Source organism: Caloramator proteoclasticus DSM 10124, assembly GCF_900129265.1.
Lineage (GTDB): Bacteria > Bacillota > Clostridia > Clostridiales > Caloramatoraceae > Thermobrachium > Thermobrachium proteoclasticum.
Genome location: NZ_FQVG01000015.1, coordinates 1 through 13,611, shown reverse-complemented (window position 1 = coordinate 13,611; position 13,611 = coordinate 1). Strand labels below are relative to the sequence as shown.

Annotated in this window: 14 protein-coding genes, 1 tRNA gene and 1 other annotated feature; of the genes, 13 read left to right on the top strand and 2 right to left on the bottom strand. The window is 34.4% G+C overall.

Features of this window, described 5'->3' with window-relative positions:
- The 3 genes from ispF to BUB63_RS05140 are packed head-to-tail and all read left to right on the top strand — an operon-like array spanning position 1 to position 2,375.
- Positions 1–477 carry a 2-C-methyl-D-erythritol 2,4-cyclodiphosphate synthase gene (gene ispF, locus BUB63_RS05150; RefSeq protein ID WP_027308834.1) on the top strand — a complete coding sequence of 159 codons (477 nt, stop codon included), beginning with the start codon at positions 1–3 and terminating at the stop codon, positions 475–477.
- Between the two features lies 1 nt (position 478).
- Positions 479–1,207, top strand: coding sequence for an ABC transporter ATP-binding protein (locus BUB63_RS05145; RefSeq protein WP_073248222.1), 729 nt, complete (start codon positions 479–481; stop codon positions 1,205–1,207).
- Positions 1,200–2,375: an ABC transporter permease gene (locus BUB63_RS05140; protein WP_027308832.1), complete on the top strand. Its 1,176-nt coding sequence runs from the start codon at positions 1,200–1,202 to the stop codon at positions 2,373–2,375. The genes BUB63_RS05145 and BUB63_RS05140 overlap by 8 nt, the downstream gene beginning before the upstream one ends.
- Before the next feature lie 258 nt (positions 2,376–2,633).
- Here BUB63_RS05140 and BUB63_RS05135 read toward each other — a convergent pair whose 3' ends face one another.
- Positions 2,634–3,047: a hypothetical protein gene (locus BUB63_RS05135; protein WP_027308831.1), complete on the bottom strand. Its 414-nt coding sequence runs from the start codon at positions 3,045–3,047 to the stop codon at positions 2,634–2,636.
- Positions 3,048–3,414: 367 nt separating this feature from the next.
- On the opposite strand from BUB63_RS05135, the gene ilvA reads away from it, so the two are divergent.
- From ilvA to cysS, 3 genes are all read left to right on the top strand, one after another.
- Positions 3,415–4,380, top strand: a complete 966-nt coding sequence (gene ilvA, locus BUB63_RS05130) for a threonine ammonia-lyase (protein WP_035166206.1) — start codon at positions 3,415–3,417, stop codon at positions 4,378–4,380.
- 406 nt (positions 4,381–4,786) lie between these two features.
- The gene (gltX, locus tag BUB63_RS05125) at positions 4,787–6,241 is read left to right on the top strand and encodes a glutamate--tRNA ligase (RefSeq protein WP_027308830.1); all 1,455 of its coding nucleotides are present in this window, start codon (positions 4,787–4,789) and stop codon (positions 6,239–6,241) included.
- A gap of 5 nt (positions 6,242–6,246) precedes the next feature.
- Positions 6,247–6,455: a binding site (T-box leader), on the top strand.
- A gap of 44 nt (positions 6,456–6,499) precedes the next feature.
- A complete protein-coding gene (gene cysS, locus BUB63_RS05120) occupies positions 6,500–7,897 on the top strand; it encodes a cysteine--tRNA ligase (RefSeq protein ID WP_073248259.1) in 1,398 nt (465 codons plus the stop codon).
- 325 nt (positions 7,898–8,222) lie between these two features.
- Here cysS and BUB63_RS05115 read toward each other — a convergent pair whose 3' ends face one another.
- Complete coding sequence (locus tag BUB63_RS05115) at positions 8,223–8,744, bottom strand: phosphatase PAP2 family protein (RefSeq protein ID WP_027308828.1); 522 nt, start codon at positions 8,742–8,744, stop codon at positions 8,223–8,225.
- 94 nt (positions 8,745–8,838) lie between these two features.
- Here BUB63_RS05115 and BUB63_RS05110 point away from each other — a divergent pair, with 94 nt between their 5' ends.
- The 7 genes from BUB63_RS05110 (at position 8,839) to tuf (ending at position 13,610) form a co-directional block, all read left to right on the top strand.
- Positions 8,839–9,252, top strand: a complete 414-nt coding sequence (locus tag BUB63_RS05110; protein ID WP_051350664.1) for a Mini-ribonuclease 3 — start codon at positions 8,839–8,841, stop codon at positions 9,250–9,252.
- A gap of 14 nt (positions 9,253–9,266) precedes the next feature.
- Entirely contained in the window at positions 9,267–10,040 is a 774-nt protein-coding gene (gene thyX / locus BUB63_RS05105; protein ID WP_027308826.1) for an FAD-dependent thymidylate synthase, read from the top strand.
- Positions 10,041–10,054: 14 nt separating this feature from the next.
- Positions 10,055–10,831, top strand: coding sequence for a 23S rRNA (guanosine(2251)-2'-O)-methyltransferase RlmB (gene rlmB, locus BUB63_RS05100; protein ID WP_035166204.1), 777 nt, complete (start codon positions 10,055–10,057; stop codon positions 10,829–10,831).
- A 1-nt stretch (position 10,832) separates the two neighbouring features.
- On the top strand, positions 10,833–11,351 hold the full coding sequence (locus BUB63_RS05095) for an NYN domain-containing protein (protein ID WP_143290244.1): 519 nt from the start codon (positions 10,833–10,835) through the stop codon (positions 11,349–11,351).
- 73 nt (positions 11,352–11,424) lie between these two features.
- Positions 11,425–12,066, top strand: coding sequence for an RNA polymerase sporulation sigma factor SigH (gene sigH / locus BUB63_RS05090; RefSeq protein ID WP_073248220.1), 642 nt, complete (start codon positions 11,425–11,427; stop codon positions 12,064–12,066).
- Between the two features lie 64 nt (positions 12,067–12,130).
- Positions 12,131–12,206 (top strand) — tRNA-Thr (locus tag BUB63_RS05085).
- Positions 12,207–12,407: 201 nt separating this feature from the next.
- Positions 12,408–13,610, top strand: a complete 1,203-nt coding sequence (gene tuf / locus BUB63_RS05080; RefSeq protein WP_073248108.1) for an elongation factor Tu — start codon at positions 12,408–12,410, stop codon at positions 13,608–13,610.
- Position 13,611: the final 1 nt, after the last annotated feature.

Genomic DNA, 13,611 nt, shown 5'->3' with positions numbered 1-13,611 from the left:
ATGAGAATAGGACACGGTTATGATGTACATAGGCTTGTAGAAGGTAGAGAACTTATAATAGGAGGAGTAAAAATACCTTACGAAAAGGGACTTTTAGGACATTCTGATGCAGATGTTCTTTTACACGCTATAATGGATGCAATCTTAGGTGCTGCTGCATTAGGGGATATAGGCAAGCATTTTCCAGATACAGATGAAAGGTTTAAGGGTGCAGATAGTTTAAAGCTGTTTGAATATGTGATTAAGATAATTGAGGAGAAGGGATATAGAGTAAACAACATTGATGCTACAATTATAGCCCAAAGACCAAAGATGGCACCCTATATTGAAGGAATGCGAAAAAATATAGCAGAGGTTTGCAAAGTAAGTATTTATGATGTCAATGTTAAGGCTACAACAGAGGAGGGACTTGGTTTTACAGGTGAGGGCTTGGGAATTGCAGCCCACGCTGTTTGTACTTTAATAAGGGGGGAATAGAATGATAGAGGTAATTGGGTTAACAAAAAAGTTTAAAGAAGTAACAGCAGTTGATAATGTTAGTTTTAAAGTTGATAAGGGTGAGATTGTTGGACTTTTGGGAGAAAATGGAGCTGGAAAAACAACAACTTTAAGAATGATATCTACGATGTTAAAACCAACGTCAGGCACAGCAAAGATTTGTGGATTAGATTTGGTAAATGAACCCGATAAGGTTAGAAAGAAGATAGGAATATTGTTTGGTGGAGAAGTAGGATTATACGATAGGCTGACAGCAAGAGAAAATATAAAGTATTTTGCGGATTTAAGTGGTCTTTCAAGTGAAGAAGCAAACAGAAATATTGAGTTTTTAGCAGAGATGCTTGATATGAAGGAATATATAGATAGACGTGTTGGTAAATTTTCAAGGGGTATGAAACAGAAGGTTGCAATAGCAAGGTCGATTGTTCATAATCCCGATGTTATGCTCTTTGATGAGCCTACAATAGGACTTGATGTATCATCAAGTGCAATAGTTCAGGATTTTATATTAGATTGTAAGAAAAAAGGAAGAGCTATTATATTTTCAAGTCACAGTATGAGGGAAGTTGAAAGGCTGTGTGATAGAGTGGTAATTATACATAAGGGAAGAATTGTGTATGACGGAAAAATCGAAGATTTAAGAAGAGAATATAATGGAGAAGATTTAGAAAAAGTATTTTTAAGATTGGTGGGGGATAAAGATGAATAGTTTGTGGGGAATTGTTTTTAAGAAGGAATTAAAGGATTTATTTAGGGATAGAAAAACAGTTATAATGTCAGTTCTTTTACCTTTGGTGCTTTTTCCGTTACTATTTGGCCTAATAGGTAAAGGGGTTAAAAGTACAACTGAAAAGGTAGCAAAGGAAGTAAAGATAGCCTATATTGGAGAGGAGTCTTCCTTTAAAAATTTCTTAAGTAGTGTACCTAATATAAAGATAGTTGAAACTAAGGACTATCAAGAGGAAGTAAAAAAGGGAACTATATATTTGGCTGTTGTGGTTGAGGAAGATTTTGATGAAAAACTATCACAGGAAAAAATGTCGGATATAAAAATTATATATGATTCAGAGAGTACAAATTCTCAAACAGCATTAGATGTTGTTAAGGATGTTATTAATACATATAAGGATGAGGTTGTGAAAGGAAGACTTGAAAAGAGGGGAATAGATGTATCTATATTAAGTCCTGTTGATGTTAAAAATGAGCCTGTAAATAGAGAAAAGGCAGGTGGAGGAGCTCTTATGTTAACAATGCTTCTGCCACTTTACTTGATTATATATGCAATTACAGGACCTATGGCTGCTGCAGTTGATTTAGGTGCAGGAGAAAAGGAGAGAGGAACTCTCGAACCACTTCTTACAACACAGGCAAGCAGAATGCAGCTATTGTTTGGAAAGCTTTTTGCTATAACTGTTATGGGTATAATAGGAACAACATCATCTTTAACGGGACTCTATATAGCCTTTAAATATTCTATGGATTTTATGGGTGATGTTGGATTAAAAATTTCAATAGGCTCTCTTGTTTTAATCGGAGTTACAGCTATAATACTTAATATGATTTTTGCAGCAGTTGAACTTGCTGTTAGTATATATGCAAGGTCCTTTAAAGAAGCTCAAACCTATTTATCGCCTGTTACAATAATTGGTATGATTGTTGCCTATGGAACCTATATGATGGATGTAAAGAGTGCATCTACAATGATGTTCAATATTCCTCTTGCAAATATTTCGCTTATTATAAAGGAATTTATTATTGGAGTTTATAATCCTATGCACATAGTCATAACATTTGTGTGGGCAATAGTTTATATAATAGCTGCTATTCTATTTGCAAGGTATATGTTTAGTAGAGAAGAAGTAGTATTTAGAACTTGATTTAATGGTTTTAAAGTATGATGCAAAGAAGGTAAGTTTATGACTATTTTTGCTATAATGGCAACTTTGGTTATTGGTATTATTATACTCATTTATCGGGCGATAGCTAAAAAGAAGTGGCTAATGGCAATCGTAATAATACCACTTGCTATTTCTATATTTCAATTATTATATTTACTTTTGATTTAAGCAATTAATGTTTTGTATAAAAGATTAGTGCCAAGAAGTTTTGCTTGTTCTTGGCACTTAATAATTTTATCAATAATGAATTAAATCATCCAATAAATCCTTCATACTTGAGGTAATGTATGAAATTTTGTCCTCAAGTATTTTTTTGCTCTCTAAATAGATATCATCAACTTCAACAAGTTTAAGTTTTGAATCTATGTTATTAAGTTTCCTATAGGCTTGGGTGAAAAGGTTGTTAAGTAGATAACTCTTCATAGAGGGATTAGAGTTGCAAAGGTATAGGCATTTTATAAATCCAAGACTTTGAGAAAAATAAGAAAGAGAAGTTAAATAATCATTGTAGATTTCACGATATATAGGCATAGATTCTTTTGATACTTTAATTCCCTTTAAGTGGTATGAAAGGTTAATAAGAGTTTTTTCAAGGGAGTTCATCTTGAAAATTGGACCTACAAGAGAACGTTCCTTATATTTTGTTTCCAAGGGGAAAACCTCCTAAAATTTATTTTATACTATAAAATATGCAGAAAATATACATAAGATGTTTTATATCCGTTTCAAATGTGATTTTGGTTTATGTGTTAACTTACAGTAATATTATGTTTGTGTAATGCGGACATAATGAAAAATATTTTTTTAATGCATTGTAAAATATTAGTTATTAAGAGTATTGATGATATATACAGTGAAAATGTTAATAAAAATAGTATAATTACTAATAATAGACGAAAATTAATGAATATGAGCTAAAATGCACAAATAAGCGTATAATCTTAATTGAATTTTTTTGTCGAGTATTGTATATTAAAATTAAGATAATTTAAAATTTTTATAGGAATGAGGGAAAAATATGCAAGTTACTTTTGAAATGATTAAAGAGGCTCAAAAAAGATTAGATGGTGTAGTAAGAAAGACAGAACTTGCTAAGTCCTATAGCTTAACTCAATTAACTGGAATGAATGTTTTTCTAAAGGCGGAGAATAGACAAAAGACAAATGCGTTTAAATTAAGAGGTGCCTATAACAAAATAGCAAGCCTAACAGAAGAAGAAAGAAAAAAGGGAGTTATTGCATCATCAGCAGGAAATCATGCACAGGGGGTTGCATATGCTGCCAAGGTTTTTGGTATAAATGCAACTATATGTATGCCAGAGACTGCTCCAAAGACTAAAGTGGAGTCAACTAAATCATATGGTGCTACAGTAGTTCAATATGGACTTGTATATGATGATTGTTATCAAAAGGCAGTTGAAATTCAAAGGGAGACAGGTGCTACATTTGTTCACCCATTCAATGATCCTTATGTAATTGCAGGACAGGGAACTATAGGTCTTGAGATATTAAATGAGTTTAGTGATGTGGATGCTATTGTTGTTCCAATAGGTGGAGGAGGTATTATATCAGGTATAGCAATTGCAATGAAGGAAATAAAGCCAAGTATAAAGGTGATAGGAGTTCAGGCTGAAGTTATAGCATCAACAAGAGCGTCGCTTGATGCAGGGAAAATTGTAACATTGCCAGGTGTAAAATCACTTGCAGATGGTATATCAGTTAAGACTCCAGGGGATTTAACTTTTGATATAATTAAAAAATATGTTGATGATGTGGTTACTGTATCAGAGGATGAAATTGAGGATGCAATTTATAGACTTCTTTCAAAATCAAAGTTTGTAGTTGAAGGGGCTGGTGCTACAACAGCAGCTGCTGTTATAAACGGTAAGGTTAATATGCCAGGGAAGAATGTTGTTTGTGTTTTAACTGGTGGAAATATTGATCCAATGATGCTTGCGAATATAATTCAAAAGAAGAATGCATAAAAGAGCTACAGCTATTGCTGTAGCTCAGGCTGTTGAAAAAGTTATATATTGATTAGCCCCATGAAGGATTTCTTGGGCATCGATTCATTTCGCTAAGCAATTCTAAGCCTTTCTTTGTTTGAAAAAGTCCTACCCTCGCGATGCCATCGTCCTGATGGCCGCTCGGCTCGGCACGTCCTGTGCCGAATTACGGACTTTTTCAAAGTCGAAAAGCAATAATTGCTAAAGCTCACGAAAGAGCCCATTGAAATCCATTCATGGGGCTTTTTTCATACTTTAGCTAACGAACAGGTTTGTCAACAATCTGAGCTACAGCTATTGCTGTAGCTTTTTTGATATATGTGTTGAAAAAAAATGAATAAATATATAAAATTGTATTAGTATATAATTTTTACGGAGGTGTACTATGGAAAGAGTTAGATTTGCCCCAAGTCCAACAGGGCATTTGCATATAGGTGGTGCAAGAACAGCACTATTTAACTATCTTTATGCTAAGAAAACTGGCGGAAAGTTTTTGCTTAGAATTGAAGATACAGATTTAAATCGTTCTACTGAGGAATCAGAAAAGGTAATCATTGAAGGATTAAAATGGCTTGGAATTCATTGGGATGAAGGAATAGAGGTTGGAGGAGAACACGGACCATATAGATCAACAGAAAGGGTACATATATACAATCCTTATGTTCAAAGACTTTTAGATGAAGGAAAGGCATATCTATGCTACTGTTCAGAAGAAGAGCTTGAAAGAGAAAGAGAAGAAGCTCTACAAAGAGGAGAAATGCCAAGATATTCAGGTAAGTGCAGACATTTAACAAAAGAGGATAGAGAAAGGCTTGAGAAGGAAGGTAGAAAACCTGTTGTAAGATTTAGAGTACCAGAAGATGAACTTATAGTAGTAGATGACCTAGTTAGAGGGAGAGTAGAGTTTAATTCAAACGATATTGGTGATTTTATCATTGTAAAATCAGACGGCATACCTGTTTACAACTTTGCTGTTACAATAGATGATTATTTAATGGAAATAACAACAGTAATTCGTGGAGAAGAACACCTTTCAAATACGCCAAGACAAATTCTTATATATAAGGCATTGGGATTTGATATACCAAAGTTTGCACACGTTTCCTTAATACTTGGAAAAGACAGAACAAAAATGAGCAAACGTCACGGTTCAACTTGGGTAGAACAATATAGAGATGCTGGATATCTTCCAGAGGCTATAATAAATTTCCTTGCATTACTTGGTTGGTCACCTGAGGGAGAAGAAGAAATATTCTCTATGGAAGAACTTGAAAGAATGTTTGATATAAACAGAGTAAGTAAAAATCCAGCAGTTTTTGATATTGACAAATTAAACCATATAAATGGTATTTATATAAGAAATGCAGAACTTGATAGAATAGTTGATTTAGCAATTCCTCATCTTGTTAAGGGAGAATTTATTACAGAGGAATTTGCAAATACAAATAGAGAATGGATATCAAAGATAGTAGATACAGTAAGAGGCGGATTATCTAATGTTTCAGAAATAGTAAATCACGTAGGTATATTCTTTGGTGAAGAAGTTAAATTAGAAAATGAAGAAGCAAAAGAAGTATTAAAGCAAGAACATGTTTCTGCACTACTTGATGAATTTAAGAATATATTATTAGAAACAGAAGTTGTTACTAAAGAAAATGCAAAGGATATAATGAATGAAATCAAAAAGAGAACAGGTGCAAAGGGAAAGGCGTTATTTATGCCTATAAGAGTTGCTGTAACAGGACAAGTGCACGGTCCTGAACTTGTAAATGTTCTTGAAATATTAGGTAGAGATATGTTGATTAAAAGAATTGAATATGTAAAACAAAATTTGCTATAATAAAATAAAAGGCAATGAAGGGAAGAATAAGGAGGTAATCCATTTCAGAGAGTAGCTGTCTTAGGCTGTGAGCAGCTATATGGACACTCCTTTAGTGCGTCCTTGAGCTTTTCTACCGAAATGTTAGTAGGTAGGAACGGTAATTCCGTTATAATTTTGAGTGAGGCTTTTGCCTAATTAGAGTGGAACCACGGAGTGCCCCTTCGTCTCTAAGGAGATGGAGGGGTAAATTTATATAAAAGAGGTGATATTATGGGAATTAAGGTTTTTAATACTATGACAAGACAGAAGGAGGATTTTGTAACTGTAGAACCTAACGTTGTTAAAATGTATGTATGCGGACCTACTGTCTACAATTTCTTCCACATAGGTAATGCAAGAACCTTCATTGTATTTGACACAATTAGAAGATACCTTGAGTACAGAGGTTATCAAGTAAAATTCATTCAAAACTTCACAGATATCGATGATAAGATGATTAAAAGGGCTAATGAAGAGGGTGTTACTGTAAAGGATGTGGCAGAAAAATATATTGGCGAATATTACAAGGATGCAGATGCATTAAATTTAAAAAGAGCAACTGTAAATCCAAGAGCCACAGAATATATAAATGAGATTATAAAGTTTGTAAAGGACTTAGAGGATAAGGGATTTGCCTATGCTGTTGATGGGGATGTTTATTTTGATACAACTAAATTTAAAGAATATGGGAAGCTTAGTCATCAAAGCATAGAGGATTTAGAGGCTGGTGCAAGAATAGAAGTAGATGAAAGGAAGAGAAATCCTATGGACTTTGCACTTTGGAAGGCAAAGAAGGAGGGAGAACCAGCTTGGCAAAGTCCTTGGGGAGAAGGAAGACCAGGTTGGCATATAGAGTGTTCAACAATGGCCTGCTCACTTCTTGGTGAAACAATAGATATTCACGGCGGTGGAGCAGATTTAGTATTCCCTCACCACGAAAATGAGATAGCCCAGAGTGAAGCAAGAAATGGAAAACCATTTGCAAGATATTGGATGCACGCTGCGTATTTAAATGTAAATAATCAAAAGATGTCAAAATCACTAAACAATTTCTTCACTGCAAGAGAAATACTTGAAAAATATGATGCAGAAGTAATTAGAATGTTTATGCTATCTGGGCACTACAGAAATCCAATAAACTTCAGCCTCGATTTATTAGAACAGGCAAGGGCTGGACTTGAAAGGATTTATAACTCGATATCAAATCTTGAACATGTTATTGAAGTTTCAAAGTATGATGCAATGAAGGAAGAAGAAAAGACATTTAGCTTAAAACTTGATGAATATAGAAATAGATTTATTGATGTTATGGATGATGATTTTAATACTGCCGATGCGATTTCTGTTATATTTGATATGGTAAGAGATATAAATAGTAATATTAATCTTGAAAGTTCTAAAGAGATTGCAAAGAAGGCACTGGATTTAATAAGAGAACTTGGTTCTCCTCTTGCAATACTTCAAAAAAATACAAAAGAATCTTTAGATGAAGAAATAGAAAGGCTTATCGAAGAGAGACAAAGGGCAAGAAAAGAAAAGAATTTTGCCCTTGCAGATAAAATAAGGGATGATCTTAAGGCAATGGGAATAATATTAGAGGACACACCACAGGGTGTAAGGTGGAAGAGGATGTAGATAGGGGCCTTAAGGCCCCTTCAGGCTGTTGAAAAAGTTATATATTGATTTGCCCCATGAAGGATTTCTTGGGCATCGCTTCATTTCGCTAAGCAATTCTAAGCTTTTCTTTGTTTGAAAAAGCCCTACCCTCGCGATGCCATCGTCCTGATGGCCGCTCGGCTCGGCACGTCCTGTGCCGAATTACGGACTTTTTCAAAGTCGAAAAGCAATAATTGTTAAAGCTCATGAAAGAGCCAATAGAAATCCTTTCAAGGGGCTTTTTTATACTTTAGCTAACAAGTGGTTTTGTCAACAATCTGATAGGGGCCTTAAGGCCCCTTATTTAGATTATAAAAGTAATGTATGAAAATAATGAACCGATAAACATACCAGCTAATACATCTGTTGGATAGTGGACGCCAAGGTAAACTCTTGAGAGTCCAACTAAAAGGGCAAGTGAGATAAATAAAAAGGATAAATGAGGAAGGAAGAAGGCTAATGTTGTAAAGACTGAAAAGGCAGCTGTTGTATGTCCAGATGGGAATGAGTAATCCTTAAGTTCTATATTAAAGGTTGAAAAATCTTTAATAATCCAACAGGGCCTTTGTCTTGAAAAGGCTTTTTTTATAAAATGTACACATATATGGCTTGTAGATAGCGATATTAGGCAATTTTTACCACATTCTTTCAAATAGGCATTTCCAAATAACATAAGCAAAACAGGCATCATAATAGTAAAGACTGGTCCACCAAGATGGGTTACTATTGGCATCAACTTGTCAAAAAGTTTTCGTTTGTATATTATATTAAAAGCATATAAAATTCTAATATCGTTTTCAAAGATAAAAGATTTTACTCTTTTCATATTAACCTCCAAATATTTTTATTAATATAATAATATATTTTTGTTATAATGGTGTAAAGTTAATATTAAATAAGATTAAGAAAGGGAGCATAAAATGTTAAATATTGACAAGTATATAGGACTTAGTGAAAGGGAAGTAGGACTACTTAACCCTATTATTTGGGCATATATTGGAGATGCGGTATATGAGATGTTTGTAAGAAGCCATCTTATTACAAAGGGTATAGTAAAGCCAAATCAAATTCATAGAGCTTCAATTATGTATGTAAAGGCTTCAAATCAAGCACAGTTTTTAAGGGAAATTGAACCTATTCTTACAGAAGAGGAACTTGATATAGTAAGGAGAACAAGAAATGCAAAGGTTGGACACGTTCCTAAAAATGCAAATTTGTTTGATTATAAGATGGCTACAGCCTTTGAAGGGCTTATAGGATATCTTTTTTTAACAAGAAGATATGAAAGACTTGACGAAATTATAGATATTACGTTAAATAGAATTAATATGTGAGGGATGGTGTTTTTATGGAATCAAAATTAAAAGTTAAGCTTTTGGCCTATACTCCTGATGCTGAAAAAATAGTGGCTTCAGCTGCGAAGTTGTGTTATAGTGCAGTTGGGGTTGAAGAAATTTCTAAAAAACTTGATGATGAATCAACACAGAAGTTTTTAAATATGCTTATGTCTTTAGGACACGAGTCTCCTATAGAACACATAAGTTTTACTTTTGCGATAGAGGGTATATCAAGAGCCTGCAGTCATCAGCTTGTAAGACATAGAATAGCTTCATATTCACAACAAAGCCAAAGATATGTTAGGCTTAATCAATTTGAGTATGTTATTCCTCCAGCAATTGCACAGAATGAGGAGGCATTGAATTTATTTATAGAGGCAATGAAGAAGGATCAAGAATACTATGACAAAATTGCGGCTATATTAAAGGAGAACCATAAAAAAAGATTAATTGAAGAGGGAGAAGATGAAAAGAGTGCTGAAAGAAGGGCTGAAAAGATGGCGATTGAAGATGCACGCTATGTTTTTCCAAATGCCTGTGAAACTAAGATTGTTGTTACAATGAATGCAAGAACGCTCTTAAATTTCTTTAATCATAGATGTTGCACAAGAGCACAATGGGAAATAAGACAGGTGGCGGATGAAATGTTAAAGCTTGTAAAACAAGTGGCACCAACTATATTTAAGTATGCAGGCCCATCCTGTGTAAAGGGTGTTTGTAAAGAGGGAAGTATGAGCTGTGGTAAACAAAAGGAGATTAGGGAAAGATATTTACAAAACATATAAAGGAGAGAAAGATTATGGATAAAAAAAAGAAGAAATCTGATTTTAAAAATGAAAATATGGAAAATATAGTTGAAGGAAAAAATCCTGTTATAGAGGCTTTAAAATCAGAAACTACAGTAGAAAAGATTTATATTGCAAAGGGTTTGTCACAAGAAGGGCCTATGAAACTCATAAATGCGTTAGCAAAGGAAAAGGGAATTCCTGTTATTGAAGTTGATAGAAAAAAGCTTGATGATATGTCTGTAATTAATGTTCATCAAGGGGTTATTGCACAGGTATCTCCTTATAAATATTCAACAGTAGATGAGATTTTAGAATATGCAAAAAATAAGGGTGAAGAACCCTTTGTAATATTGCTTGATGAAATTGAGGACCCCCATAATTTGGGTTCCATTATAAGGTCTGCTAATGTATTTGGTGCCCACGGAGTTATAATTTTAAAAAGAAGATCTGCATTAGTTACACCTACTGTTATAAAGGCATCTGCTGGGGCAGCAATGCACACAAAGGTTGCTAAGGTTACAAACTTAACTCAAACTATAAAGGAATTAAAGGAAAAGGGACTTTGGATAATAGGAACAGATATGGATGGCGAGGTAAGCTACAAAACAAATCTAAAGGGACCTATTGGACTTGTTATTGGAAGTGAAGGTAAGGGTCTTTCAAGGCTTGTTAAAGAAAATTGCGACGTAATTGTAAAAATACCAATGATGGGGGAAGTCAATTCCTTAAATGCGTCTGTTGCAGCAGGAGTTGTTATGTATGAAGTTATAAGACAGAGGGGAATATAAGGTGGAGTTTACAAGATATATGTTTGTAGATGGCTACAATGTTATAAATCAATGGAAGGTTTTAAAAAGTATTAAAGATGAAAATTTAGATTATGCAAGAGATAAACTTATTGATCTATTACAGGAGTATTCTGTTGTAAAAAATACACACATAATAGTTGTATTTGATGCACATCTTAAAAAAGGTAACATAGAGAGTAGACAAATGGTGGGGAGTATTGAGGTGGTATATACAAAAGAGGGTGAAACTGCCGATTGCTTTATAGAAAGAAATGTAGCTAAGTATTCAAAAAAAGGTCAGGTTTATGTTGTAACTTCTGATTACATAGAACAGAGAATAGTACTTCAGATGGGTGGTGTACGAATTACACCATCAGAGCTTTGGTGGGAGATAGAGTCTTTAAAAAAGGATGTTTACAAAAAGTCGAATGTTAGCTATAAAGATAAAACAATAACACTTGCTGATGTTTTAGATGATGAGATTTTGGAAAAACTTGAAAAAATGCGTCGAAAGCGTTGAAAATACTTGATTTGTGGAAGATTTAGCATTATAATTTAATTTAGTTAAGGCCTTTGATTTAGGGGGGGTTAAATTGAGTTATAATGTAGCTACACAAAATAAAATGTTGAAATATATTGATATGGTGGATGAAGAAATTGTTGAACTTGCCAAAAAGGGGGATACTAAAGCCGAGGAATATTTAATTAATAAATATAAAAATTATGTTAAATCAAAGGCTAAGAGTTATTTTTTGGTAGGTGCTGAAAAGGAAGATTTATATCAAGAGGGTATGATAGGTCTATATAAAGCGATTAGAGATTTTAGACCCGAGACTCTTGCTTCATTTAGGGCTTTTGCTGAAATATGCATAACAAGACAAATAATAACAGCAATTAAAACGGCAACAAGACAGAAACATATTCCTTTAAATAGCTACATATCTCTAAATAAACCTGTTTATGATGAAGAATCAGATAGAACGCTTATTGACGTTTTATCTACGATATATGTATCAGACCCAGAGGAACTTATAATAAGCAGGGAACAGAGAAAAAAGATTGAAAGAAGAATGAGGGAAGTATTAAGTGATTTAGAGCTTGAGGTTTTAAGAAGTTATCTTAATGGAAAGACCTATCAGGAGATTGCCTGTGATTTAGATAGACATGCAAAATCCATCGATAATGCACTTCAAAGGGTAAAAAGAAAAATAGAGAAGCTATTAACAGAGGATTAATTATAATATTGACATATTTTTTTAAAGAGTGTACAATATAATACTGAAGTGTATTCTGAGCTTTGCCCATGTAGCTCAGTAGGCAGAGCGTCACCTTGGTAAGGTGGAGGTCGTCGGTTCAATCCCGATCATGGGCTCCATTATTTTACTTTTATGAAACACCAGGGTAAGTTTTTCTGTTAGACATATCGCCCCATTTAAAAATGGGCGAAAAAATAAAGTAGGGTATGAACAACCCGAAGTTACGCCTGTGGAGATTAAGAATCTGTGAAGCAGGAACCCAAAAAGGGAAGTTCAAATTTTGCTATATTTAAAACTATACATAAAGGAGGAGAAGAGAAATGGCAAAGGCACATTTTGAGAGAACCAAGCCACACGTAAACATAGGAACAATAGGACACGTAGACCACGGTAAGACAACATTAACAGCAGCAATAACAACAGTATTAGCTCAATACGGAAGAGCACAAGCAACAAAGTATGACGAAATAGATAAGGCACCAGAAGAAAAGGAAAGAGGAATAACAATCAACACAGCACACGTTGAATACGAAACAGAAACAAGACACTATGCACACGTTGACTGTCCAGGACACGCTGACTACGTAAAGAACATGATAACAGGAGCAGCACAAATGGACGGAGCAATCCTTGTAGTTAGTGCAGCAGATGGTCCAATGCCACAAACAAGAGAGCACATACTACTTGCAAGACAAGTTGGTGTTCCATACATTGTAGTATTCCTAAACAAGGCAGATATGGTAGATGACCCAGAACTAATCGACCTTGTAGAAATGGAAATCAGAGACCTACTAAACGAATATGAATTCCCAGGAGATGACACTCCAATCGTAGTAGGATCAGCACTACAAGCACTTGAATGTGGATGTGGAAAGCCAGAATGTCAATGGTGTGGAAAGATATTAGAGCTAATGAACACAGTAGATAGCTACATTCCAACACCAGAAAGAGATAGAGATAAGCCATTCCTAATGCCAGTAGAAGACGTATTCACAATAACAGGAAGAGGAACAGTTGCAACTGGTAGAGTAGAAAGAGGAGTACTAAAGGTAGGAGACGAAGTAGAAATCGTAGGACTATCAGATGAAAAGAAGAAGACAGTAGTAACTGGAGTAGAAATGTTCAGAAAGATACTTGATATGGCAGAAGCAGGAGACAACATAGGAGCACTTCTAAGAGGTGTAACAAGAGACGAAATAGAAAGAGGTCAAGTACTTGCAAAGCCAGGATCAGTAAATCCACACAAGAAGTTTGAAGGTCAAGTATACGTATTAAAGAAAGAAGAAGGTGGAAGACATACTCCATTCTTCAACGGATACAGACCACAATTCTACTTCAGAACAACAGACGTTACAGGTTCAATTAAGCTACCAGAAGGCGTTGAAATGTGTATGCCAGGAGACCACATCAACATGGAAGTTGAACTAATCACTCCAATCGCTATGGAAGAAGGATTAAGATTCGCTATCCGTGAAGGTGGAAGAACTGTAGGTGCTGGTGTTGTTGCTAAGATTTTTGAATAAT

Bases quoted from the DNA above. Each gene is read 5' to 3' on its own strand.
- ispF (WP_027308834.1), top strand. From the start codon at position 1: ATGAGAATAGGACACGGTTATGATGTACATAGGCTTGTAGAAGGTAGA.
- BUB63_RS05145 (WP_073248222.1), top strand. From the start codon at position 479: ATGATAGAGGTAATTGGGTTAACAAAAAAGTTTAAAGAAGTAACAGCA.
- BUB63_RS05140 (WP_027308832.1), top strand. From the start codon at position 1,200: ATGAATAGTTTGTGGGGAATTGTTTTTAAGAAGGAATTAAAGGATTTA.
- ilvA (WP_035166206.1), top strand. From the start codon at position 3,415: ATGCAAGTTACTTTTGAAATGATTAAAGAGGCTCAAAAAAGATTAGAT.
- gltX (WP_027308830.1), top strand. From the start codon at position 4,787: ATGGAAAGAGTTAGATTTGCCCCAAGTCCAACAGGGCATTTGCATATA.
- BUB63_RS05115 (WP_027308828.1), bottom strand. From the start codon at position 8,744: ATGAAAAGAGTAAAATCTTTTATCTTTGAAAACGATATTAGAATTTTA.
- BUB63_RS05110 (WP_051350664.1), top strand. From the start codon at position 8,839: ATGTTAAATATTGACAAGTATATAGGACTTAGTGAAAGGGAAGTAGGA.
- thyX (WP_027308826.1), top strand. From the start codon at position 9,267: ATGGAATCAAAATTAAAAGTTAAGCTTTTGGCCTATACTCCTGATGCT.
- rlmB (WP_035166204.1), top strand. From the start codon at position 10,055: ATGGATAAAAAAAAGAAGAAATCTGATTTTAAAAATGAAAATATGGAA.
- tuf (WP_073248108.1), top strand. From the start codon at position 12,408: ATGGCAAAGGCACATTTTGAGAGAACCAAGCCACACGTAAACATAGGA.